Raw genomic sequence first — 22,320 nt, 5'->3', positions numbered from 1 at the left:
CTTGGAAAACGCTTGCCTGGCGGCTTGGAAAACGCTTGCCCATTAATCCGAATGCAGCTATTGTATCGTTTCAGACGCCATGTTAGCCAGCTCACTACTTACGTTGTAGACCGAGCCAAGGCAGGCACCCAAAGAGCAAGGAGGCTCCCGTGATCAACAGAAGGCATTTCCTCACAACCGTGGCCATCGGCACCGCATCTGCCGCAGCCCTGGCAGCCTGCGGGAACGGAGGCAACTCATCCGGCCAGACCGGATCCGCTGAAAAACCCGTGACCATCAACTACACCTGGTGGGGCAACGACGACCGCGCCGAGCGGACCCGCAAAGCCATCGCCCTGTTCGAGTCAAAGAACCCGGACATCAAGGTCAACGGCAACTTCACGGATTTCGCGGGCTACTGGCAGAAGCGTGCCACCGAAGCGGCCGGCGGCGGCCTGCCTGACGTGATGCAGTGGGACCTGTCCTACCTTCGCGATTACGGCCAGCGCAACCAGCTCCTGGACTTGGGCACGGTGAAGATCGATACCTCCGCGTTCGAGAAATCACTCCTGCCGTCCGGCCAGATCAAGGGCAAGACCTACGGCATCCCCACCAGCACCAACGCCTTCGCGGTCTACTACGATCCCGCCAAGCTGGCCTCCCTGGGCATCGCCGAACCCACCGGCAAATGGACCTGGTCCGAATTCCAGGCGTTCCTAAAGGAAGTTGGGGACAAGGGCAACGGCACCCTCTTCGGCTCCACGGACTTCACCGGTGTCTGGTGGCAGTTCAACATCTGGCTCCGCCAGAAGAACATCCAGGCCTTCACCAGCGACGGGAAGCTGGGATTCAGCAAGGACGACCTGAAGACCTGGTGGAACCTCAACTCGAAGCTGCGCGGAACCCAGGCCCTCGTGCCGGAAGACAGGGTAACCCAGCTCAAGCCCAAGTCCCCGTTCGGCTCCAACGTCAGTGCCGCCGAGGTCACCTGGGACAACTTCATGGCCGGATACCTGGCTGACAGCGGCGCCAAGCAACTCAAGCTGGTACCGGTGCCCTCGGATGACCCGAACAACCTGGGCCTGTTCCTGAAGCCGTCCATGCTGATGGTGGCCAGCGCCAAGACCAAGTTCAAGGACGCGGCCGCACGCTTCATCGATTTCATGGTCAACGATCCCGAGGTGGGCCAGATCTTCAAGACCTCCCGCGGCGTTCCGGCCTCCAAGACCCAGCGCGACGGCACCACGTTCGATGGCGCCGACAAGCTGGTGGTGGATTACGAGAAGTCCATCGAGCAGTACCTCAAGGACGCACCCGAGCCGCCGATCGTCGGGTTCGGCACGCTGGAAGCATCGTTCGGCCGGATTGCCTCCGACCTCAACTACGGCAAGCTCACCGTTGACGGTGCCGTCGACGCGTGGTTCAAGGAAGCCGAAGACCTCATCAAGCAGAACGCCTGATCCGGCCAGTGCCTGATCGAGTGTTCACGACTGACGGATTGAACTCGTGACTCAAAGCCCAACCCTGAGCAGGCGCCAGGGGCACTCCGGTACCGCGTTGCCGCGCAAGTCGCGGCAGCGCGGGGCGGATGCCCGCGCCGGTTACACCTTCCTGCTGCCCTGGCTGCTGGGGTTCATCGCCCTGACGGTCGGGCCGATGATCTCCTCCCTGTACCTCTCGTTCACCAACTACAACCTGTTCGAGCCGCCCAAGTGGATCGGCTTCGACAACTACGCCACCCTCTTCCAGGACGAGCGCTTCCTGCAGTCCGTGGGCGTGACCCTCTCCTATGTGGTCTTCGGCACCCCGCTCAAGCTCGCCGCGGCCCTGGCGGTGGCGATGCTGCTGAACAGCAAGCGCCGCGGCCAGGGCTTCTACCGGTCGGCGTTCTACGCCCCGTCCCTGATCGGGGCCTCGGTGTCCATCGCGATCGTCTGGAAGGCCATGTTCGGCGATTCCGGGCCGGTGGACCAGGGCCTGTCCTTCTTCGGGATCAACATCGGCGGCTGGGTGGGAAATCCGTCCATGACCATGCCCATGATGATCCTGCTGACCGTGTGGCAGTTCGGCGCCCCTATGGTGATCTTCCTGGCCGGCCTGAAACAGATCCCGGGCGAACTCTACGAGGCGGCATCGATGGACGGTGCCGGTCCGGTGCGGAAGTTCTTCAACATCACCTGGCCCATGCTCTCGCCGGTGATCTTCTTCAACCTCCTGATGGAAACCATCCACGCGTTCCAGATCTTCGCGTCGGCCTACATCATCTCCAACGGTGACGGCGGCCCCGCCGGCTCCACCCTCTTCTACACCCTCTACCTGTACCTGCGCGGCTTCAGCGACTTCCGGATGGGCTACGCCTCGGCCATGGCCTGGCTGCTGGTGATCGTGGTCGGCATCATCACGCTGATCTTCTTCCGCACTTCCAAGTCCTGGGTCCACTACAGCGGTGATGCAAAATGACAACCACGGCAACCCCCGTCCAACCGGCCCCGGGCGCCACCGCCCCGGCCTACAACCCGAAGTCCGAATCCACCACCGCCAAACGCGCCAAGAGCACCATCTTCCACGCCGCAGCCCTCCTGCTGACCTGCGTGGTGCTCTACCCCGCCCTGTGGATGATCGCCTCCGCGTTCAAACCCAACTCGGAAATCGGCGGCCAGAACACCTCGCTGTGGTCCAGCAACTTCAGCTTTGACAACTTCGCCACCGCGATGGACGGCATCGGCGGGGTCTCCACCCTGCAGTTCTTCACCAACTCGCTGATCCTGGCCATCGGCGCCGTCGTCGGCACCATCCTCTCAGCGAGCGTGTCCGCCTACGCCTTCGCCCGGATCAAATTCCCGGGCCGCAGCGTGTTCTTCGGCATGATGATCGCCACCTTGCTGCTGCCGTTCCACGTGGTGATCATCCCGCAGTACATCATTTTCCAGCAGCTCGGTCTGGTGGACACCTATGTCCCCCTGCTCATCGGCAAGTTCCTCGCCGGAGACGCGTTCTTCGTGTTCCTGATGGTGCAGTTCATGCGCAACCTGCCCGCCGAACTCGACGAAGCAGCCCGCATCGACGGCGCAGGGCACGTCCGGATCTTCACCTCCATCATGCTGCCCCTGATGAAACCGGCCCTGATCTCCACCTCGATCTTCTCCTTCATCTGGAGCTGGAACGACTTCCTGGGCCCGCTGCTCTACCTGAACACCCCCGACAAGTACCCGTTGCCCCTGGCCCTGCGCCTCTTTGTGGACCAAACCCAGTCCTCGGACTACGGCGCCATGATCGCCATGTCCGTCCTGGCCCTGCTCCCCGTGCTGATCTTCTTCCTGATCTTCCAGCGGTACATCGTCGAGGGCGTTTCCACCCAGGGCCTCAAGGGCTAACGGTCAACGGAGAGAAAAATGAGCGCCATGGACAGCACCACCCACGTTTCCGGCCACGAGCCCATCCCGGTGAACCGGTTTGCCCTGTTCTCCGAAACCCTCCTGGCAGGCCTGCTGGTGCTGGTGCTGTCCGTCCCGCTGGTAACCCTCCCGGCCGCCTACGCGGCCGGCATCGCCCACCTGGAACGGCACCTGGCCGGCCGGGATGATTCGGTCCGCGGACTCTGGCGCCTCTTCAGGGCGGCCCTGCCCGGCAGCTGGAAGCTGGGCCTGACGACGGCGGCAGCCGCCGTCGTGATTGTCCTCAACCTCCTGCTCGCCTGGGTGGGGCAACTGCCGGGCCGTGGAGTGGTGCTGCCAGCCACCCTGATCCTGGCGGCCGGAGCGGCGATCGTGCTGCTCCGCGCCGCCTCGGCCTGGACCGACGCAACCGGCCAAGGCGCCACCGCAGGGGACTCCTGGCGCACGGCCCTCCAGGCCGGGCAGGCAATGACCCTGCGCGACTGGACCGGTTCGCTGCTGCTCGCGGCCGCGCTGTTCTGCGCCGTGGTGTTCGTCTGGATGCTCGCGGCGCTCTTCGTGGTGGTCCCCGGCACCCTCATCCTCGCCGCGGCGGCAGTAAAACTGCGGTCCGGCCGGCCCCGACGCTAGCTGTGCCGTTGCGCCGCGCCCGAACCGATCAACGCGCCCGAACCGGTCAACGCGGCCGCCCCGGGCCCGGCCAACCCCGGTGGTACCACCCGCTGAGGCAGCACAACTACCGGCTGTTCCTGGGCATGCAGCTGGCCGGCAGCCTGGGGGTGTGGATGCAGCGCCTGGCCCAGGACTGGCTGGTGCTGCAGCTGACCGGAAGCCCCGCAGCGGTGGGCGCCGCCGTCGCCCTGCAGTTCCTGCCCATGCTGGTGGTGGGCCCGCTGGCCGGGCTGGTAGTGGACCTCTTTCCCAAGCGCCGGATCATGATGGTATGCCAGTCCGTCATCGTGCTGCTGGGCATTGGCCTCGCGGCGTGGGCCGCGAGCGGCACCCTGACGGTATGGGTGGTGTACGCCAGCTGCGTCGCCTTGGGCATCATTGCGGCGGTGGACCAGCCCACCAGGCAGGTGTTCGTCAATGAAGTGGTGGGGGACGCCGCGCTGCGGCCGGCCATCGGACTGAACAATGCGCTGTCCCAACTGGGCGGCATGGCCGGCCCGGCGTTGGGCGGGCTGCTCATCGCCCAGGCCGGACCGGCGGCGGCCTTTGCCGCCAACGCGCTGATCGGCGTGGGTGTCCTGGGCCTGATCATGGCCATCCGGACCAACGAGCTGCATCCCGGCCAGCGCGCCGGACGCGGCCGGGGCCAGGTGCTTGCCGGCCTCCACTATGTACGGGAGCGGCCGCGGCTCCTGCTCCTCATCCTCCTCGCCGGCCTGCTGGGCGCCTTCGGGATGAACGGGCCGGTGGTCCTGGCGGCGTTCGCCGAGCGGGTGTGGCACAACGGCGTGGAAGGCTTCGGCCTCTTCAACACCGTCAGTGCCGTCGGCGCCCTGGCCGGCGCGCTCCTGGCCGCGCGGCTTGGCACCATGGGCCGGAAAGGCATTGTGGCCGCGGCCGGCCTCTTCGGCTTGTCCCAGCTGCTGGCAGCGCTCATGCCCACCGTGGGCCTCTTCACTGCCATGCTGGTGGTGGTGGGCATGATGACGCTGCTGTTCCTCACCAGCGCCGCCACCGCCGTCCAGCTCGAGGCCGGTCCCGCCATCCGCGGCCGCGTCATGGCCCTGTACCTTCCGCTCCTGCTGGGCGGACATGCGCTCGGTGGCCTCCTGGCCGGCTGGCTGACCGAGCAGTTCGGAGTCCGGGCGGGCCTGGTGGCCACCGGCTGCCTGGGCATGCTGTCCGCCATGGTCATCGGCCTCTTGCTCTGGCGGCACGGGCGGCGCACCCGTCCTGCAGTGGCAACTACCGGGGCGTAAAGATCCAGGTGCCGGTGTGCACGCGGATTTCCCTGGCGGCGCCGTCCGCGGTGCCCAACGGGGCGGAAGGTACCGGGGCGGCATCCGCAGTGGGCCCTTTGACCCCGTAGGTGCCGGCGGGCAGCCTCACGGTGGCAGTGGTGCCCGGTGGAACCGTGCACTCCAGCTCCACCGAACTACCGCGCCTGCGCCAGCTCGCCTGTACGTATCCGTTGTCCACCGGGATACTGCCGCGGGCGTGCTCCAAGCGGCACAGCGGCGGTTCAATCACCACCGCGGTGCCGCCGGGGACGGCGTACCGGATGCCGAGCAGGTGCTCGAGGATCTCCTTGAGCACGGATGCGGACCAAGCGTGCGACTGGCTGTAGTCGGTCCCCTCGGCCAGGTCCCAGGCTTCCCAGGTGAATGTGGCTCCGCGGTCCAGGAGCCGTGCCCAGCCGGGCTGGTCTTTGGCGGTGAGGAGGTCCAGGACGGCGTCCATGCGGCCCTGGCGCACCAGGGCACGGACCAGCCGGTGCACCGTCATGGGGCCCTGCCGCATGCCCATTCCGGCGATCCGGGCGGCATCGGCTTCCGCGTGGCCGGGGTCCGTGATGCCCAGTGAGAGCGGGAAGGACGTGGCGTGCTGGGAGGCGTGGGAACTGGGTGTCCCGTCCTCATGGAGCCCGTCCACCATGACCCCGCCGACGCGCAGCCGGCCGCGGATGGCGCCGGCCAGCGCACGGGCTGCCGTGGCGTAGCGGACGGCGGCGTCTTCCTTGCCGGCCGTGTTGCAGAGCCGTGCCGTTGACACCAGAGCCGAGTAGGCTTGGGCGTTGACGGTGGTCGTGGCCGCGCACTCCATGTCGTAGCCGAACCGGCCGGGTGCGGGCCAGTCCACGATGCCGTGCAGGTAGGGGCCCGAGCCGCCGCCCAGCCTGGTGACCAGTCCCGCCGTCGGGCCTTCCGCCGGAATGCAGCGCATGGCGTAGTCGGCCGTGTCGCACAGGTGGGGGAGCAGTTCGCGGACCAGGCCCAGGTCTCCGGAGCGCAGGTGGTACTCCTCCGCCCACTCCGGCATCATCAGGGAGAAATCGGGGATGTCGCGCTTGCCGTCGCCGTTGGGATAGACGGCGTTGTACCGGCCCTTGTCCGCCCCGGTGTTCCAGTAGCGGCGGGCTGACCAGGCGAATTCCCGCAGTGCCTGCGCCGTGTAGGCGTGTTCGCCGAAGAACGCCATGGTGGCGTAGGAAATGTTGGCGGCGTCGGCCAGGAACTGGCCTTTTTCCCGGGTGGGAGTGTCCACGAACTGCTCCTGGACACCGTAGAGCGCAGAATCGCGCAGCAGCCCGACGACCTCGTCCAGGACGGGGTCGGAACTGGTGAAGCTGCCCTCGCCGGGGTGGCTGCCGTAGACCGTGGTGGCGCCGACGCGTGACACGTCCGCCGCCTCCACGCCCGGCAGTTCCAGGTAGCGGAAGCCGAGGTGGACGGAGGCCCGGAACTGCTGTGGTCCGGCGGTTTGGGTGTAGGGGAAGGACATGTCCGTGTTCTGGCTGGGGGTCTTTCCGGCATCCACCCTGCCGTCCGGGCGCAGGACGTAGCCGGCCCGGAGCATGACCGTGCGCCCCGGGACGCCGGCCAGGAAGTCCACCTCGGGCCGGGCCGGGATGACGCGCCCGAAGTCCGCCACCAGGGTGCCGTCCTTCGCGGCAAGGAACTGCCGCGGTGCCACGAACTCCCCGCCCAGGAACGTCCGGCGGGCGTGCAGCCGGGGAAAGTCCGACGTCGGGTGCCGGCCGGCGCTGATGGCGGCAGGAAGGTCTTCGGTGATGTCCAGGGACGCTGCGGCCTCGCCATCCAGGTGCTCCACGGGGTCGCCCTCGTCATTGCGGTAGCCCGACTGGCGGTACGGGGCCTCGCCGGCACGCCAGCCAGGGCCCGAGACAAGGACGCCGCGCCGTCCGTCGTCGTAATCAACACTCAGCCTGAGCAACAGGCCGGGAACACCTGCGGCGCGGCCCTGGCCCGGACCGTACCAGTGGAGGAGGGCCGTCACCGGCACGGGCGTTCCGGCCGGATGTGCCGCCAGGACCCCGGTGACGTCGGCGGCATCGAAATACCCCTCGCCGGGGTAGCCGAACGAGGTGGTGCCGAGGCCGGGCGTTCCGGCCACCGAAACCTGCGCGTGGTGGTGTGCCGCCACGAAGAGCCTGGCCCGCCGGACCGTCCCGTCCAGCGCCATGGTGCCCCGGAACAGGGTCCACTCGTCGGGCTGCCGGTGTCCGGTGGTGCGGTCCCATTGTGCCAAGGACGCAAGCGCGTCGTCCTCGGCGGCGTCAAAACGGTGGTCCAGCAGGATGGTCCCGGAACGGCCGGGAACCTCCCTGGTGATTTTGAGCCGCGCGTACTCCGCCTGGCTCCGGGGTCCCTGGTGCAGGGCGGCCCTTTCGCCGCTGTCCGCGGATGCCGGTACATCAACCACCAGCAGTTCCGTTCCGCCCAGCGACACCCGGATGGTCAGCCCGTCGTCCCTGATATCCAGGTCCTGCCACGATCCGGGGCAAGGTTGCCGGTCTCCTGCCGGTGCGGCGGTTCCCAGGACCTCGGAATCCGGGGCGGCGGGGGAGGGGATTTCCCAGTCCGGAGTGCGGCGGAGTACCAGTTCTCCGGCCGGGCCCAGTTCGAGCAGCACGCCCGTCCCGGGTCCGCTGCTCCGCAGGATCATGCCGGCTTTGCCCATGACGGGCCGGAGCCGGGCCTGGATCCGGACGCTGCGGACGGCGGGGCACGGCAGAGGCAGGAACGGCGAGCCTGCCACCCGCAGGGCGCGGTTGTGGATTTCCAGCGGGGCGCGCCCGCCCGGGGCCCGGCTGATCCAGCCGGCCTGCCAGGACGCGTCCGTCAGGCCGGTGCTGAAGGGGTGCGGGGAAGACCAGGAGCCCGCCCTGCCGGCAGCATCATGGATGCGCACGCGCCAGGCGAAGTCCGAGTCGTCCGCCAGGGCGGGGCCGCCATAGGGCACGCCGCGCTGGGATGCGGAAGCTACCGGACCCGAGCCCCACACCAGCGCGCCCCGGGTGTCCCGGACCTCAACCTCGTAGCCGGTCTGCTGTGCCAGGGCGGGATCGTCGCCGTCGCCCTGGGCCAGCTGCCAGCTGAACGCGGGGGCCGGCGAAGCAGCCAGGCAGGCGGAAAGCCCGTCCGTCAGCAGGTTGGCTGCGCGCAGGTGACCGGCGTCGCGGAACTGGCCGCCCATCAGGAAGCCGGAATATCAAAGGTGGCCGGGGCGGACACGGCCCAGGGGAGTCCCAGCTCGCTGAAGGTGGCGTGCTCCCGGCCCGCACGTTCCAGCGCGGCCTCAATACCTGTTACGACGGCGTGGGCTGAGTCGCCGTCGCCCTCCCACCGGACGTGGGCGGGATCGATGGGGGAGGGCAGCGGCGCCGTCCGGACCGCTTCCAGCACCAGCATGAAGGCTCCGCTGTCCAGCAGGCTGCTGGTGAGCGGAACGCCGGTGGCGCGGTGGGCCAGCAGGTTCTCGGTGAGGTCATCGCGGCCAAACGTCTTTTCGCTGCGCCCGGCTGCGGTTTCAATGCTGAGCCGGTCCTCGGTGTAGTGGAACACGGCGGTGCCGGCCGAGCCCTGCAGGGTCACGCAGGGCTCAACGGATTCGGACGCGCAGATGGTCAGCGCGCAGGTGATGGGCAGGCCTGGAGTGGTGCGGATCCGGATCACGGAGGTGTCATCCGATTCGATGTCGTTGGCCCGGTACAGCTCGGTCTCCACGGATGCGATGTCAGCGGTGGTGCGCGCCCCGGCAATCCGGAGGGCGGTTGCCACGGCATGCGCCAACGGATTGGTGGCGACGCCGTCCACCACGTCCACGCCGTTGATGCTGCGTTTCCCGGCCCAGCGCGAGCGTTTGTAGTAGGCCCGGTCCCGGACCCAGCGGCCGGTGGCCGAGATGCCCTCCAAGGTGCCGATGGTGCCGGCCGCGAGCAGTTCCTCGATGGCCCGCAGGGCGTGCGAACCGAGGCTTTGGAACCCGATCTGGACACCGCGCCCGGAATCCTCCGCCGCGGCACACAGCCGGTTGAAATCGGCAAGGGACGCGACGGGGGGTTTTTCCAAGTACAGCTCCGCGTCCGCGGCAAGGGCAGCCAGGGCCAGCGGGGCGTGCGTCTGGATGGGTGTGGCCACGATGACCAGGTCGAGGTCCCCGGCGGCCTGGAGGAGCTCGTCGAGCCCGGGGTGGATGGCGGCCGACGGCGGCACGGCACCTGGCGCGGGCGGCTGCGGATCGGCAACCGCCACCAGCTCGACGGCGCCTGCCGCCTGCAGGCGTTCAAGGTTCCGGAGGTGATGGGTGCCAAAGCCGTGCACGCCCACCAGTGCCACCCGCGCCGCAGTCCCCGGGGCGGTTCCGGCGCCCTTGCCGGCCGCTTCCGTTGCCGTTCCCATGGTTCTCCGTCCTGCCCGTCCGGGCACCAGCCTGTAGCGCCCGCCATCTGTCAGCAAGCGCTTTCCACCGTTCAGTGTGCGGCATGGAGGCATTGCCAGTCCAGCTATGTAACGATTCAAAAATTCACTTGACCGAGGTGCCGGTGCGGGTCTAGATTTTCGAGAAACCGATTACCAGCGTGATGCGGGACACTTTCCGCTTCGCCTCTGCAACGATGGAGAACAGAAGGGAGCCCAGCCATGCTGTCCGGGACCTTCAGTGCGCGTGCCTATTCATTCTTTGACACGCTCGCATGGATTGCGGGCCTGAACCTGCTGTGGATCGTGTTCACCCTGATGGGTGGCGGCATCCTTGGTGCCGGGCCGGCCACGGCCGCGGCGCAGATCCTGGTGCGCAAGCGGGCCCGGGGGGAGGCGGCTCCGCTGGTGCGCGGATTTGCTGCCGGGTACACCAGGAATTTTGGCCGCGCGAACATCCTTGCACTGCCGGTCATGGCCGTCTCCGTTGCTCTTGCCCTGAACTGGAACTACTTTTCGGCGGGGCGCGGGCTCTTCGCGCAGCTCATGGCGGCAGGCATCTTTGTTGCCGCAATCTTCCTGGCCGGCGCAGCGTGCTACGTGTTTCCCCTGTACGCCCGCTACGAACTGCCGCTGCGGCAGTACTTGCTGACGTCGTCGCGCTTTGCCGTGCGGCATCTTGCGGGAACCGTCATCCTGCTGTTCGTCACCGCCGCCGCGGCGTACGCCAGCGCGGCGCTCCCGGGCCTGATTCCGTTCTTCAGCATCGGAGCCTGGCTCTTCCTGACCGGCTGGCTCTGCGACCGCTTCTTCACCGCGAATGACGAATCGGTAGCCGAAGCGCTGGCAGCGGAACCGGACGGCCGGGCCGCCCTGCAGGGAGCCTCCACCGCCTGACCGCCCTCCTCCCGGGTGCGGCCAGGCCATGCCCGGCTTCTAAATGAAACGTATCAATACTTGCCCTAAGGCCCAATGAACCCCAATGAAGTGGAAAAGGAAGAATATGATCCGCAGGAAACTTTCCCTGGCCGCCGCCGTCGTCACCGCCGCGGCCCTGTCCCTCACGGCCTGCAGCGGAGGTGACGCCCCGGCCGCCGACCTCACCTCGGTGTCCATCATGGCGCCCTTCCTCGAGGCGCAGCCGCCCGGCGCGGACGGCGCAGTGCAAAAGAAGCTGGAGGAGATCACCGGCAAGCAGGTAAAGATCAACTGGGCTCCCAACGCCTCCTACGAGGACAAGACCAACATCACCTTGGCAGGATCGGACATCCCGCAGGTCATGGTGATCCAGGGCAAGAGCCCCGGGTTCGTCAAGAACGCCCAGGCCGGTGCCTTCTGGGACCTCACCGGCAAGCTGGACAAGTACCCCAACCTCAAGACCACCTACCCGGACATCCAGCAGAACGCCAGCGTCAACGGCAAGGTCTACGGCATCTTCCGCGGCCGCGCCCCGATGCGGACCGCGGTCATGTTCCGGCAGGACTGGCTGGACAAGCTGGGCCTGCAGCCGCCCAAGACCGTGGAGGACCTCTACAAGGTGGCCAAGGCGTTCACCGAGCAGGACCCGGACGGCAACGGCAAGAATGACACCTACGGCATCACGATTCCCAAATGGGGCGCGCTGGGAAGCAACAGCCCCTACGACGTCATCGAGGAATGGTTCGGGGCCGGCAACCGCTGGACCGAGCGGGACGGAAAGCTGGTACCCAGCTTCGAGACCGACGAGTTCCTCCAAGCGGACCGCTTCATCAAGAAGATGGTGGATGAGAAGCTCATCAACCCCGACTTCGCCACGTTCGACAGCACCAAATGGAATGAGCCGTTCTTCAACGGCAAGGGCGGCATCATCGTGGACGTCGATTCCCGGGTCAGCGTCCTCATCAATCTCTTCAAGCAGGCAGATCCCAACAACTTCCAGAACAAAGTGGGCTTCGTGGGCAACCTCGAAGGCCCCGACGGCAAGCTGCACGCCCACCCCACCGACGGCTACTCCGGCTTCCTGGCCGTCCCGAAAGCCAGTGTCCGGACGGAAGCCGAACTGGACAAGGTCCTGGAATTCCTGAACACCCTCAACGGCAAGGACGCCGGCATCCTCCTGAACAACGGCATTGAAGGCGTCAACTTCACGGTGGTGGACGGCAAGGCCGCTCCGGTCAAGCCGGAAACGGACGCCAGCAAGGCCGTCACCACGGACATCAAGAGCTACGCCCAGCTGGGCATGAACGTTGCCGGCAACCAGTTCTACCCGGTCAAGCAGGCCAGCGACTACGAGCAGCAGGTCTTCGACAAGCGCACCGACGTCATGGCGGAGGACCTCAAGAGCGCCGTCTACAACCCGGCAGCGCCTTACGTTTCCGCCACCTATGTGGCCAAGGGAGCCCAGCTGGACAACATCGTGGCCGATGCCCGGATCAAGTACCTGGCGGGCCAGATCGATGAGCAGGGGCTCAAGGACGCCATCAAGCTGTGGAACACCAGCGGCGGCGACAAGGTCAAGGAAGAGATCAACAAGCTCTGGCAGGACAACAAGTAAATGGCAGCCCCCGTTGTCGAGGCTGAGGCACGGGCGGCCAACCGGCCGCCCGTGCGGGAACGGAAGAACGGCAGGTTTTCCGTCCATTTCGCGCACTACAAGTGGTTGTACCTGCTGCTGCTGCCAGGCGTGGTGTACTTCGCGGTGTTCCGGTACGCCCCCATGTATGGCGTATCCATCGCGTTCAAGGATTACGTCCCGTTCCTGGGGGTAAACGGCAGCCCCTGGGTGGGAGTGCAGAACTTCACGGATTTCTTTGCCAACCCGGATTTTCCCCGGCTGTTGGGCAACACCCTGATCCTGGCTTTCCTGAACCTGGGCATCGCCTTCCCGCTGACCATCGTCCTGGCCCTGCTGCTCAATGAGGTACGCCTGTCCGTCCTCAAGCGCACGGTCCAGACCCTGGTGTACATCCCGCACTTCCTGTCCTGGACCATCGTGGCGTCCCTGAGCTTCCTGCTGTTCGCCCTGGACATCGGCCCGCTGTTCCAGTTCCTGAACAACGTCATGGGCACGAACATCGATTTCCTGTCCGATCCCGCGTGGTTCCGGCCCCTGATCGTGCTGCAGGACATCTGGAAGAACACCGGCTGGGGCACCATCATCTTCCTGGCCGCCCTGGCCACGGTGGACCAGGACCAGTACGAGGCCGCCATCATCGACGGCGCCGGCCGGTTCCGCCGGGTCTGGCACATCACGCTTCCCGCGATCCGGTCCACCATCATCGTGATGCTGATCCTGGCCATCGGGCAGATGCTCAACACCGGCTTCGAACAGATCTACCTGATGACCAACGCCCTCAACCGCGAGGTGGCGGACGTCTTTGACACCTACGTCTATTTCGTGGGCATCACCCAGGGCGCCTACAGCTACTCCACGGCAGTGGGCCTGTTCAAATCCCTGGTGGGCATCGTGCTGATCTTCGGCACCAACTGGCTGGCCAAACGATTCAACCAGAGCGGACTGTTCTAGCCATGAAAATCCACAACACCCGCGGCGGCCGGGTTTTCGACGCCGTCAACTATGTGTTCCTTGCCCTGATCGGCATCATCACCCTGCTGCCGTTCGTCTACGTCTTCGCCGGGTCCTTCGCCACCGAAGCGGAGATCACCCGCCGGGCATTCTTCGTCTGGCCCGAGAAATTCACCCTGGGCTCCTACGAGTACATCTTCGCCACCCCGGCGTTCACCCGCGCCCTGGTCACCACCATCCTGGTCACCGCCGTGGGCACCTTGGTCCAGCTGGCCTTCACCGTGACCATGGCCTACCCGCTGGCCAAGAAGAGCCTGCGTGGCAGGAACGTCATCCTGTCGCTGGTGGTCTTCGCCATGGTCTTCTCCGGCGGCATGATCCCCACCTTCCTGCTGGTCAAGGACCTGGGCCTGCTCAACTCGTACTGGGCCCTGATCCTGCCGGCGGCCATCAACCCCTTCAGCCTGATCATCATCAAGAATTTCTTCCAGGAACTCCCTGCCGAGCTTGAGGAATCGGCCAAGATGGACGGCGCCACCGAGATCGGGATCCTCTGGCGGATCCTGTTGCCGCTGTCCAAGCCGGTGCTCGCAACGTTCGCGCTCTTTTACGCCGTGGGGATCTGGAACGACTTCATGTCCCCGTTGTTGTACCTGAGCGACAACTCCAAGTGGACGCTGCAGATGTACCTGCGGCAGGTCACCGCCGCCTCGGACCTCCTGGGCACCGGCAACGTGGACCCCAACTACATCCCGCCGGAACAGGGCATCAAGTTTGCGGTGATCGTGGTGGCCACCCTGCCCATCCTGATCTTCTATCCGTTCCTGCAAAAGCACTTTGCCAAGGGCATGCTCATCGGCTCCGTCAAGGGCTGACCCCGTACTGGAGGAAGCACACCATGAAAATCCTGCTGGCCGGCGACTCCACGGTTGCCGACTGCCCCACCCAAGAGTTCCCGATGAGCGGTTGGGGAGCGCAACTTCCGCCGCATACCTATCGGTGGGGCTCGGTGCACAACTTCGCCAAAGGCGGGGCAAGCACGGAATCCTTCCGCGACGAGGGGCTCTGGGCGGACCTGCTGGCCGAGTCCGGGCCCGGCGACGCGGTGCTCATCCAGTTCGGCCACAACGACCAGAAGAAGCAGCACCTCGCCGCGCGAACCGGATACGCGGCCAACCTGCGCACCATGGTGGACGAGGTGCACGGGGCCGGCGCCGCGCCGCTCCTGTGCACCTCGGTGGAGCGGCTGCACTTCCTCGACGCCAGGCACCAGAGCGACGGCCCGGCGTCGGGCGCTGTCCTGGAGGCAAGCCTGGAGGACTACCCCGAGGTGGTCCGCGAACTCGGCCTGGAACTGGGGGTGCCGGTGGTGGACCTGAACGCCTGGACCCGGGACCTGTACCTGCGGCTGGGGCGTGACAGATCGCGGAACCTCTTCTGCCACTTCGCGCCCGGTGAGCACGCCCGCTGGCCGGGTGGCCTGGCGGACAACACCCACTTCTCGCGGCAGGGTGCCATGCTGGTGGCCGGGGAGGTGGCCCGGCAGCTTGGCCGGCTGGGATACGGAGTCCTTGAGCCGGCATTGGGTACGACGTCGGGACAGGGCTAGGTGGACGCCGCGGGCTTGGCAACGGGCGTCCTCTACAGCAACCCGCTGGCAGGCCCGGACGATGTCGCCGGCTGGGTGGCGGAAGGGCCCTTGGGCCTCGGCAGCCATAACGGCGCCCTGGAGCTGTCCGGCACCCTGGATGACGGCGAGTTCGGCGACCATGCGCACTGGACCTTTTGGTGCCCCGAGGAGTTTCCGGACGGCATCCGCATCAGCTGGGACTTCCTGCCGCTCGCCGAACCGGGCCTGGCCATGCTGTTCTTCGCGGCCGCCGGACAGGGCGGGCTGGACCTTTTCAGCCCTTCGCTCGCGCCCCGGACCGGGTACTACCCGCAGTACCACTCGGGGGACATCGATGTACTGCACGTTTCCTACTTCCGGCACAAACACCAGTCCGAGCGCGCCTTCCGCACGTGCAACCTCCGAAAGAGTGCCGGCTTCGAACTGGTGGCCCAAGGCGCGGATCCGCTGCCGCCCACGGAAGACGCCGCCGGCTTCTACCGCCTCAACGTCGTGAAAGAAGGGCCACGGGTGGAGTTCGCCATCAACGGGTTGAGGCTCTTTCAGTGGCACGATCCGTCGGACAAAGTGTTGGGCGGCGGCCGGATCGGATTCCGCCAGATGGCACCGCTGCGCGCCGCCTACCGCAACCTGCTGGTGGAGAAGGTTTAGGTCGCTTCCGCACTGAGGCAAGATAGGAGGCGTACATCTGCCCACTGGAGGGAGGCGGGACATGGAACCCGTATTGGTCGACGGCGGCAAGGGGACGGTGGAGCTGGGCCCGGACGGCATTCTCCATCTCATCTGGGAGCCCAAGGTACGGATCGAAGTCCACGATGCGCAGGCAGCAATGGCCACGGTCAACGACATCGCCGGCGACGGCAGCTACCCCATGCTGGTGGACATGGCCACCACGGAGTCTGTCAGCCGGGAAGCCCGCGGGGTCTTCTCCATCCCGTGCGCGGCCAACCGCATCGCCCTGCTCGGGGCAAGCCCGGTGGACCGGATCATCGCCAACTTTTTCCTGGGTGTCCACATTCCGCCGTGCCCCACGCGCTTCTTCACGTCCCGGTCCGAGTCCATGAAATGGCTGCTGCAGCAGGACAAGTAGCGGACCCGCGGCTCAGCCGGCTGCCGGCGCGGCCGTGCTCTGCCGTACCACCAGCTCGGGCGTGAACACTACCGCCCGGTGGACAGGGTTTTGGGATTCCACTTCTTCGGACAACAGCTCGATGGCCGTCCGCCCCAGCAACTCGGTGGGCTGGCGGATGGAGGACAGGGGGACCACGGCGGAAACCGCAAAATCGATGTCGTCATAACCAATCAATGCCACATCCTCCGGGATGCGGAAGGTGTGCGTCATGGTGAGGGACTGCATGACGCCCAGGGCCAGGAGGTCGTTGGCGCAGAAAATTCCGTCCGGCAGCTCCGCGCGGCCCCGCTGCACCAGCATGTCGCCCACGCTTCGGCCGGCAAGGACCGTCTGGCCCTCCGAGTCCAGCACCTCCAAGGTGGCGTCCGGTTCCTCCTTGACGGCCCGGCGGGCGCCTTCGAGGCGGTCCGCCACCTGGCGGATGGAGGTGGGGCCACCCACGAAGGCGAGCCGGCGGCGGCCGGTGTCCAGCAGGTGCCGGGCTGCGAGGTAACCGCCTGCGTCGTCATCCACTGCCACGGAGCTGAACTTGGATTCGTCAGCCAGCCGGTCCACCAGGACGGTGGGGACGCCGCGCTCGCGGAGGAGGTCCAACCGGTCCGTGACATCGCCTACCGGGGAAATCAGCAGGCCCTGAACGCGCTGCTCCTGGAAGAGGTCGATGTAATTCGCTTCGCGGCCGGCGTCGTGTCCGCTGTCCCCGAGCAGCACGGCGCTGCCCTGGAGGGCGGCGGCGTCCTCGGCCGAGCGGACCACGGAGGTGAAGAAGGGGTTGCCCACGTCCAGGACAATGAGGCCGATGGTGCGGCTGTGGCCAACCCGGAGCTGGCGGGCGGCATCATTGCGGACGAAGCCCAGCTCGTCGATGGCCCGCAGGACCCGTTCCCTGGTCCGCTCCGATACCCGGTCCGGGTAGTTCAGGACGTTCGAGACCGTTCCCACGGCCACGCTTGCGTGGGTGGCGACGTCCTTGATACTTGCTGTCCGGTTCATCGAATCTCCGTGCTGGTCTGTCCGCGGCCGGGTGTCCCGCGCGGACGATCAAAAGTTCTCTGCCATTGCTTGACACCTGCTCAGGTTCAACTGTACTTTGAATCGTAACAATGAAACGATTCAAAAAACGCGAGTTTGAACAGGAGAACCAATGAGGGTCTGTTTCCGTTCCTCGGTCCAGCCGGCGCTCATCGACGAGTACCGCCGCCGGCACGCAGCGGTATGGCCGGAGATGCTGATCGCCCTCAAAGAAGCCGGCTGGCACAACTATTCGCTGTTCCTTGGAGAGGACGGGCTCCTGGTGGGGTACGTGGAATGTGACGACTTCGACGCCGTCCGCGCCCGGATGGCCCTGACGGAGGTCAACGCCAGGTGGCAGGCGGAAATGGCAACACTCTTTGAAGACTCCGGCCAGTCGCCCGATGAGGGGTTCCGCGTGCTGGAGGAAGTCTTCAACCTTGACAGCCAGTTGGCGGCCAGCGCATCCGCAGGCTGACCGCCTGCGCGCACAACTTTCGCACCAACAGCAACAGGGCTCCAGCAGCGGGGCACCACAACCACACGAACCACACACCGGAAAGAACATCATGAACGACGTAGCAACGGCGCTGGGCAGGCTCGAGGAGCTTGCCATCGAGGTCCCCTCGTGGGCCTATGGAAATTCAGGCACGCGGTTCAAGGTGTTCGGTACGCCCGGCACGCCGCGCACGGTCCAGGAAAAGCTGGCCGATGCCGCCAAAGTCCACGAACTGACCGGGCTGGCCCCCACCGTGGCCCTGCACATCCCGTGGGACAAGGTGGACGATTACGCAGCCCTGAAGGATTACGCCGCCGGCCTGGGGGTGGGGCTGGGCACCATCAACTCCAATACCTTCCAGGATGACGAGTACAAGTTCGGTTCCCTGACCTCCTCCAACGAGTCGGTGCGCCGCCGCGCCATCGAGCATCACCTGGACTGCATCCAGATCATGCACGCTACGGGCTCACGCGACCTGAAGATCTGGTTGGCGGACGGCACCAACTACCCGGGCCAGGACGATATCCGCGGCCGGCAGGACCGGCTGGCCGAATCCCTGCAGGAAATCTACGCGGCCCTGGGGGATGAACAGCGGCTGGTGCTGGAGTACAAGTTCTTCGAACCGGCTTTCTACCACACCGATGTCCCGGACTGGGGCACGTCCTACGCGCAGACCCTGGCACTTGGGGAGAAGGCGTTCGTCTGCCTGGACACCGGCCACCATGCCCCCGGCACCAACATCGAGTTCATCGTGATGCAGCTGCTTCGCCTGGGCAAGCTGGGGTCCTTCGACTTCAACTCGCGCTTCTACGCCGACGACGACCTGATCGTGGGCGCCGCCGATCCGTTCCAGCTCTTCCGCATCATGCACGAGGTGATCCGTGGCGGCGGTTTCGGGAAAGAGGCCGGCGTCGCCCTCATGCTGGACCAGTGCCACAACCTGGAGGAGAAGCTCCCGGGACAGATCCGCTCGGTCCTGAACGTCCAGGAGATGACGGCCCGCGCCCTGCTGGTGGACACCACCGCCCTGGGCGAGGCACAGCGCGCCGGGGACGTGCTGGCCGCGAACGGCATCTTCAACGATGCGTTCTACACCGACGTCCGGCCCATCCTGGCTGAATGGCGTGAATCCCGCGGCCTGCCCGCGGACCCGATCGCTGCCTACAAGGCCAGCGGCTACCAGAAACAGATCAACGAGGACCGCGCAGGCGGCCAGCAAGCCGGATGGGGCGCATAAAGGGCATGAACATGCAGAACGCAGCCAAGACTGTTGAAGACCTGATTTCCCGTTCCAACCGCCTCGGCGCGGACAAGCGGAACACCAACTTTGCCGGCGGGAACACCTCCGCCAAAGGCATCGAGAAGGACCCGGTCACGGGCGAGGACGTCCAGCTGTTGTGGGTGAAGGGGTCCGGTGGGGACCTGGGCACGCTGAAGCCACAGAACCTGGCCGTGCTCCGGCTGGACCGGTTGACCGCCCTGAAGAACGTGTACCCGGGCGTTGAGCGTGAAGACGAGATGGTGGCGGCTTTCGATTATTGCCTGCACGGCAAGGGCGGGGCCGCACCGTCGATCGACACGGCGATGCATGGTTTGGTGGACGCCGCCCATGTGGACCACCTGCACCCGGACTCCGGCATCGCCATTGCCACCGCCGTTGACGGGGAAGCACTAACCACCAAGATCTTCGGCAACAAAGTGGTCTGGGTTCCCTGGCGCCGCCCCGGTTTCCAGCTGGGCCTGGACATCGCAGCGATCAAGGACGCCAACCCGCAGGCCATCGGCACCATCCTGGGCGGCCACGGCATCACCGCCTGGGGCGCCACCAGCGAAGAAGCGGAAGCCAATTCCCTGTGGATCATCGACCAGGCCGAAAAGTACATCGCAGAGAACGGCACGGCCGAGCCCTTCGGCGCCAAGCTCCCGGGTTACGGCGCTCTGCCGGAAACCGAACGCCGTGCCAAAGCCGCAGCGTTGGCACCGGTGATCCGCGGCCTGGCCTCCACGGACAAGCCGCAGCTGGGGCACTTCAGCGACGACGCCGTCGTCCTGGACTTCCTCGAAGCCGCCGAGCACCCGCGCCTGGGCGCCCTGGGTACCTCCTGCCCGGACCACTTCCTCCGCACCAAGGTCAAGCCGCTGATCCTGGATCTTCCGGCCGACGCCTCCATCGAGGATTCGATTGCCCGGCTGCAGGAGCTCCACGCCGACTACCGCGAGGACTACCAGGCGTACTACGACCGCCACGCCGATGCCGATTCGCCGGCGCTGCGCGGCGCCGACCCGGCCATCGTGCTGGTGCCCGGCGTGGGGATGTTCTCCTTCGGCGCCAACAAGCAGACCGCCCGGGTTGCCGGCGAGTTCTACATCAATGCCATCAACGTCATGCGCGGCGCCGAGGCCATCTCCACCTACGCACCCATCGAGGAATCCGAGAAGTTCCGGATCGAATACTGGGCGCTGGAGGAAGCCAAGCTGGCCCGGATGCCCAAGCCCAAGTCGCACGCCACCCGCATTGCGCTGGTGACCGGCGCGGCATCCGGGATCGGCAAGGCCATCGCCACCCGCCTCGCCGCGGAAGGCGCGTGCGTGGTCATCGCCGACCTGAACCTCGAGAATGCGCAGAAGGTGGCCGAAGAACTCGGCGGCCCGGACGTTGCCATCGGCGTCCAGGCGGACGTCACGGATGAGGCCCAGGTCGCCGCGGCGATCGACGCCGCCGTCCTGGCCTTCGGCGGCGTGGACCTGGTGGTCAACAACGCCGGACTGTCCATCTCCAAGCCGCTGCTGGAAACCACCGAAAAGGACTGGGACCTGCAGCACAACGTCATGGCCAAGGGCTCCTTCCTGGTGGCCAAGGCCGCCGCGAAGGTCATGATCGCGCAGGGCTTGGGCGGGGACATCATCTACATCTCCTCGAAGAACTCCGTGTTCGCCGGCCCCAACAACATCGCCTACTCCGCCACCAAGGCAGACCAGGCCCACCAGGTCCGGCTCCTCGCGGCCGAACTGGGTGAGCACGGCATCCGCGTCAACGGCATCAACCCCGACGGCGTGGTCCGCGGCTCCGGCATCTTCGCCGGCGGCTGGGGCGCAAAACGCGCGGCGGTCTACGGCGTCGACGAGGAGAAGCTGGGCGAATACTACGCCCAGCGCACACTGCTCAAGCGCGAAGTCCTGCCCGAGCACGTAGCCAACGCGGCCGCCGTCCTCACCAGCAACGAACTGTCCCACACCACCGGCCTGCACATCCCCGTGGACGCCGGAGTGGCCGCAGCCTTCCTGCGATGAGCACGCACGTTCCAGGCGTTGACGGCGCTGGTTCCGGCGCCGGCGTCTTCGCCGCCGTGGACATCGGTGCCTCGTCCGGCCGGGTCATGCTGGGCCGCGTGACTCCCGGCGCCGGGGTGTCGCTGGAGACCGTCCACCGCTTCCCCAACGGAGTGGTGGAGATCGATGGCGGCCTCCGCTGGGACTTCGACGCGTTGTTCGCCGAAGTCCTTGCCGGCCTTAGGGCTGCGGCCACCGTGGCCTCGGCGCAGGGGGAAACCATTGCCAGCATCGGTATTGACACCTGGGCCGTGGACTACGGCCTGGTGACCAAGGCCGGCCGGCTGGTGGCGCAGCCGTTCAGTTACCGCGACGACCGCAGCCGGGCCGCAGTGGCGCCGGTCCACGCCAAGCTGGACCCCGCGCGCCTCTATGCCACCACGGGGTTGCAGTTCCTGCAGTTCAACACCATCTACCAGTTGGCCGCGGAACAGGACCTCGACGGGCTGCAGTCCCTGCTGATCCCGGACCTGATCGCCTTCCTGCTCACGGGCATCCGCCGGACGGAAGCCACGAATGCCTCCACTACCGGGCTGTTCGACGCCGTGGCAGGGGAGTGGGCCACTGAGTTCTTCGCTCCACTGGGCTTACGGAAGGACCTGTTCCCGCCGCTGATCCAGCCCGGTGAAACTGTCGGCACGCTGCTGCCGGAGATTGCCGCTGCGGTGGGGCTTACCCAGGACACGAAGGTGGTGGCCGTCGGCTCGCATGACACCGCATCCGCCGTCGCCGCGGTCCCTGCGGAGAAGGATGCCTTCGCCTACATTTCCTCCGGCACGTGGTCGCTGGTGGGACTGGAACTGAAGCATCCGGTCCTGACCGAGGCCGGCCGGGAAGCCAACTTCACCAATGAACGCGGGGTGGACGGCACCATCCGGTACCTGCGCAACATGGGCGGGCTCTGGCTGCTCAGCGAATGCCAGCGGACCTGGGCCTTGGAGGGCTTCCGGCCGGAACTGACCGCCCTGCTCACGGCGGCCGCGGCCCTTCCTGCCGGTGGTCCGGAAGTGAACGCCGATGATCCCTACTTCATCGCTCCTGACAACATGCCCGAGCGCATCCGGGCGGCGGTCCGGCGCACCGGTGAGGTCCTGCCCGACGATCCTGCGGCGATCACCCGCTGCATCATGGACAGCCTCGCCAGTGGTTACGCCCGGACCATCACCGCGGCCGAACGCCTTGCCGGCCGTGCCGTGGAAGTGGTCCATGTGGTGGGCGGCGGTTCGCAGAACACCTTGCTCTGCCAGCTCACCGCCAACGCCACCGGACGTCCCGTCATCGCCGGACCCGTGGAAGCCACTGCCCTGGGCAACGTGCTCGTACAGGCCCGCGCGGCCGGGGCAGCCGCGGGCGGGCTGCCGCAGCTGCGCGAAATCATCGCGACGGGAACGAGCCTTCGCCGCTACGACCCCGCGCCCCTGCCCGTGAACGCCGCCAGGAATTGAGC

General features: G+C 66.6%; 19 protein-coding genes. 16 read left to right on the top strand and 3 right to left on the bottom strand.

Annotated features, from left to right (window positions below; all coding sequences use genetic code 11):
* Nucleotides 1-149: 149 nt before the first annotated feature.
* The 5 genes from DFO47_RS02875 to DFO47_RS02855 are packed head-to-tail and all read left to right on the top strand — an operon-like array spanning nucleotide 150 to nucleotide 5,305.
* Nucleotides 150-1,439: an ABC transporter substrate-binding protein gene (locus DFO47_RS02875; protein ID WP_133830596.1), complete on the top strand. Its 1,290-nt coding sequence runs from the start codon at nucleotides 150-152 to the stop codon at nucleotides 1,437-1,439.
* 46 nt (nucleotides 1,440-1,485) lie between these two features.
* Nucleotides 1,486-2,439 (top strand): sugar ABC transporter permease, encoded by a 954-nt coding sequence (locus DFO47_RS02870; RefSeq protein ID WP_026264595.1) that lies wholly within the window; start codon nucleotides 1,486-1,488, stop codon nucleotides 2,437-2,439.
* Entirely contained in the window at nucleotides 2,436-3,353 is a 918-nt protein-coding gene (locus DFO47_RS02865; protein ID WP_109045184.1) for a carbohydrate ABC transporter permease, read from the top strand. Before DFO47_RS02870 ends, DFO47_RS02865 begins: the two co-directional genes overlap by 4 nt.
* Before the next feature lie 18 nt (nucleotides 3,354-3,371).
* Nucleotides 3,372-4,004: a Poxvirus protein I5 gene (locus tag DFO47_RS02860; RefSeq protein ID WP_133830595.1), complete on the top strand. Its 633-nt coding sequence runs from the start codon at nucleotides 3,372-3,374 to the stop codon at nucleotides 4,002-4,004.
* Between the two features lie 2 nt (nucleotides 4,005-4,006).
* Nucleotides 4,007-5,305, top strand: a complete 1,299-nt coding sequence (locus DFO47_RS02855) for an MFS transporter (RefSeq protein WP_347876395.1) — start codon at nucleotides 4,007-4,009, stop codon at nucleotides 5,303-5,305.
* Here the strand turns inward: DFO47_RS02855 and DFO47_RS02850 are convergent.
* Complete coding sequence (locus DFO47_RS02850; protein ID WP_133830594.1) at nucleotides 5,292-8,543, bottom strand: family 78 glycoside hydrolase catalytic domain; 3,252 nt, start codon at nucleotides 8,541-8,543, stop codon at nucleotides 5,292-5,294. The genes DFO47_RS02855 and DFO47_RS02850 overlap by 14 nt on opposite strands.
* Nucleotides 8,543-9,748, bottom strand: coding sequence for a Gfo/Idh/MocA family oxidoreductase (locus tag DFO47_RS02845; protein WP_133830593.1), 1,206 nt, complete (start codon nucleotides 9,746-9,748; stop codon nucleotides 8,543-8,545). The genes DFO47_RS02850 and DFO47_RS02845 overlap by 1 nt, the downstream gene beginning before the upstream one ends.
* A gap of 240 nt (nucleotides 9,749-9,988) precedes the next feature.
* On the opposite strand from DFO47_RS02845, the gene DFO47_RS02840 reads away from it, so the two are divergent.
* The 7 genes from DFO47_RS02840 to DFO47_RS02810 all read left to right on the top strand — a co-directional run bounded on the left by DFO47_RS02840 (nucleotide 9,989) and on the right by DFO47_RS02810 (nucleotide 15,991).
* On the top strand, nucleotides 9,989-10,663 hold the full coding sequence (locus DFO47_RS02840) for a DUF624 domain-containing protein (RefSeq protein WP_133830592.1): 675 nt from the start codon (nucleotides 9,989-9,991) through the stop codon (nucleotides 10,661-10,663).
* Between the two features lie 106 nt (nucleotides 10,664-10,769).
* Nucleotides 10,770-12,299 (top strand): extracellular solute-binding protein, encoded by a 1,530-nt coding sequence (locus tag DFO47_RS02835; protein ID WP_018761793.1) that lies wholly within the window; start codon nucleotides 10,770-10,772, stop codon nucleotides 12,297-12,299.
* On the top strand, nucleotides 12,300-13,271 hold the full coding sequence (locus DFO47_RS02830) for an ABC transporter permease subunit (protein ID WP_018761792.1): 972 nt from the start codon (nucleotides 12,300-12,302) through the stop codon (nucleotides 13,269-13,271). It begins immediately after the preceding gene.
* A gap of 2 nt (nucleotides 13,272-13,273) precedes the next feature.
* A complete protein-coding gene (locus DFO47_RS02825; protein ID WP_018761791.1) occupies nucleotides 13,274-14,146 on the top strand; it encodes a carbohydrate ABC transporter permease in 873 nt (290 codons plus the stop codon).
* A gap of 23 nt (nucleotides 14,147-14,169) precedes the next feature.
* The gene (locus DFO47_RS02820; protein ID WP_133830591.1) at nucleotides 14,170-14,880 is read left to right on the top strand and encodes a rhamnogalacturonan acetylesterase; all 711 of its coding nucleotides are present in this window, start codon (nucleotides 14,170-14,172) and stop codon (nucleotides 14,878-14,880) included.
* A gap of 15 nt (nucleotides 14,881-14,895) precedes the next feature.
* Entirely contained in the window at nucleotides 14,896-15,552 is a 657-nt protein-coding gene (locus DFO47_RS02815; protein WP_243835309.1) for a DUF1961 family protein, read from the top strand.
* Between the two features lie 61 nt (nucleotides 15,553-15,613).
* Nucleotides 15,614-15,991 (top strand): STAS/SEC14 domain-containing protein, encoded by a 378-nt coding sequence (locus tag DFO47_RS02810; RefSeq protein WP_109045191.1) that lies wholly within the window; start codon nucleotides 15,614-15,616, stop codon nucleotides 15,989-15,991.
* Between the two features lie 12 nt (nucleotides 15,992-16,003).
* On the opposite strand, the gene DFO47_RS02805 is transcribed toward DFO47_RS02810, so the two are convergent.
* Nucleotides 16,004-17,026, bottom strand: coding sequence for a LacI family DNA-binding transcriptional regulator (locus tag DFO47_RS02805; RefSeq protein WP_018761787.1), 1,023 nt, complete (start codon nucleotides 17,024-17,026; stop codon nucleotides 16,004-16,006).
* Nucleotides 17,027-17,177: 151 nt separating this feature from the next.
* On the opposite strand from DFO47_RS02805, the gene DFO47_RS02800 reads away from it, so the two are divergent.
* From DFO47_RS02800 to DFO47_RS02785, 4 genes are all read left to right on the top strand, one after another.
* The gene (locus tag DFO47_RS02800; protein ID WP_133830589.1) at nucleotides 17,178-17,522 is read left to right on the top strand and encodes an L-rhamnose mutarotase; all 345 of its coding nucleotides are present in this window, start codon (nucleotides 17,178-17,180) and stop codon (nucleotides 17,520-17,522) included.
* A 91-nt stretch (nucleotides 17,523-17,613) separates the two neighbouring features.
* Nucleotides 17,614-18,780, top strand: coding sequence for an L-rhamnose isomerase (rhaI, locus tag DFO47_RS02795; RefSeq protein ID WP_133830588.1), 1,167 nt, complete (start codon nucleotides 17,614-17,616; stop codon nucleotides 18,778-18,780).
* Between the two features lie 11 nt (nucleotides 18,781-18,791).
* Nucleotides 18,792-20,834 (top strand): bifunctional aldolase/short-chain dehydrogenase, encoded by a 2,043-nt coding sequence (locus DFO47_RS02790; protein WP_166651662.1) that lies wholly within the window; start codon nucleotides 18,792-18,794, stop codon nucleotides 20,832-20,834.
* The gene (locus tag DFO47_RS02785; RefSeq protein WP_133830586.1) at nucleotides 20,831-22,318 is read left to right on the top strand and encodes a rhamnulokinase family protein; all 1,488 of its coding nucleotides are present in this window, start codon (nucleotides 20,831-20,833) and stop codon (nucleotides 22,316-22,318) included. The genes DFO47_RS02790 and DFO47_RS02785 overlap by 4 nt, the downstream gene beginning before the upstream one ends.
* Nucleotides 22,319-22,320 lie beyond the last annotated feature (2 nt).

Source organism: Arthrobacter sp. AG258 (assembly GCF_004364695.1).
Classification (GTDB): Bacteria; Actinomycetota; Actinomycetes; order Actinomycetales; family Micrococcaceae; genus Arthrobacter.
The sequence above is the reverse complement of the archived record's forward strand: the minus strand, read 5'-3'. Positions and strand labels throughout refer to the sequence as shown.

Excerpts from the sequence above, each read along its gene's own strand:
- DFO47_RS02790 (WP_166651662.1), top strand. The coding sequence starts at position 18,792 with ATGCAGAACGCAGCCAAGACTGTTGAAGACCTGATTTCCCGTTCCAAC.
- DFO47_RS02800 (WP_133830589.1), top strand. The coding sequence starts at position 17,178 with ATGAGGGTCTGTTTCCGTTCCTCGGTCCAGCCGGCGCTCATCGACGAG.
- DFO47_RS02825 (WP_018761791.1), top strand. The coding sequence starts at position 13,274 with ATGAAAATCCACAACACCCGCGGCGGCCGGGTTTTCGACGCCGTCAAC.
- DFO47_RS02820 (WP_133830591.1), top strand. The coding sequence starts at position 14,170 with ATGAAAATCCTGCTGGCCGGCGACTCCACGGTTGCCGACTGCCCCACC.
- DFO47_RS02860 (WP_133830595.1), top strand. The coding sequence starts at position 3,372 with ATGAGCGCCATGGACAGCACCACCCACGTTTCCGGCCACGAGCCCATC.
- DFO47_RS02810 (WP_109045191.1), top strand. The coding sequence starts at position 15,614 with ATGGAACCCGTATTGGTCGACGGCGGCAAGGGGACGGTGGAGCTGGGC.
- DFO47_RS02835 (WP_018761793.1), top strand. The coding sequence starts at position 10,770 with ATGATCCGCAGGAAACTTTCCCTGGCCGCCGCCGTCGTCACCGCCGCG.
- DFO47_RS02830 (WP_018761792.1), top strand. The coding sequence starts at position 12,300 with ATGGCAGCCCCCGTTGTCGAGGCTGAGGCACGGGCGGCCAACCGGCCG.
- DFO47_RS02845 (WP_133830593.1), bottom strand. The coding sequence starts at position 9,748 with ATGGGAACGGCAACGGAAGCGGCCGGCAAGGGCGCCGGAACCGCCCCG.
- DFO47_RS02840 (WP_133830592.1), top strand. The coding sequence starts at position 9,989 with ATGCTGTCCGGGACCTTCAGTGCGCGTGCCTATTCATTCTTTGACACG.
- DFO47_RS02785 (WP_133830586.1), top strand. The coding sequence starts at position 20,831 with ATGAGCACGCACGTTCCAGGCGTTGACGGCGCTGGTTCCGGCGCCGGC.
- DFO47_RS02805 (WP_018761787.1), bottom strand. The coding sequence starts at position 17,026 with ATGAACCGGACAGCAAGTATCAAGGACGTCGCCACCCACGCAAGCGTG.
- rhaI (WP_133830588.1), top strand. The coding sequence starts at position 17,614 with ATGAACGACGTAGCAACGGCGCTGGGCAGGCTCGAGGAGCTTGCCATC.
- DFO47_RS02865 (WP_109045184.1), top strand. The coding sequence starts at position 2,436 with ATGACAACCACGGCAACCCCCGTCCAACCGGCCCCGGGCGCCACCGCC.
- DFO47_RS02850 (WP_133830594.1), bottom strand. The coding sequence starts at position 8,543 with ATGGGCGGCCAGTTCCGCGACGCCGGTCACCTGCGCGCAGCCAACCTG.